The organism is Streptomyces sp. PTL18, from assembly GCF_059510295.1.
Genome location: NZ_JCAJZO010000131.1, coordinates 1 through 578 on the forward strand (window position 1 = coordinate 1; position 578 = coordinate 578).

Consider the following 578-nt stretch of genomic DNA (forward strand, 5'->3'; position numbering starts at 1 on the left):
CGCCAGCCCGGACACCCCCGGGCCAACCTCGGTCACCACACCGGCGCCTTCGAGACCGAAGTCCCGGGCATCACCGGGATACATGCCGAGCGCGTTGAGGACGTCGCGGAAGTTGAGGCCCGCCGCCCGCACCGCGATCCGAACCTGGCCCTCACCCAACTCCGACTCCGAGTCGACGGGCGTGAGCGCCAGCCCCTCCAGCGTGCCCCTCTCGACAATGTCCAGCCGCCACGACGACTCGCCGACCGGCACCGTCAGCACACCACCACCCGACACACGCCCCAGCCGCGGCACGAACACCGCCCCACCACGCACCGCCGACTCCGGCTCACCCGAAGCCAACGCCCCCGCGACAACCGCCCACGACCCCTCCGTGCCGTCGACGTCCAGCAAAGCGAACCGCTCCGGCGCCTCCGCCCGAGCCGCACGCACGAGACCCCACACGGCGGCCTGGACGGGGTCGGGATCCTTCTCGCCGACCGCGACGGCGCCCTCGGTCACAACCACCAACCGCGACCCCTCAAACCGCCCCTCCCCCAGCCACCCACGCACCAGATCCAGAGCCCGGACGGCGACGG

General features: G+C 72.8%; 1 protein-coding gene. It reads right to left on the reverse strand.

The features are described from left to right. On the reverse strand, positions 1-561 hold a 561-nt coding region (locus AC5WS8_RS39320; protein ID WP_496108265.1), incomplete at its 3' end, for a SpnB-like Rossmann fold domain-containing protein. Between the last annotated feature and the right edge of the window lie 17 nt (positions 562-578).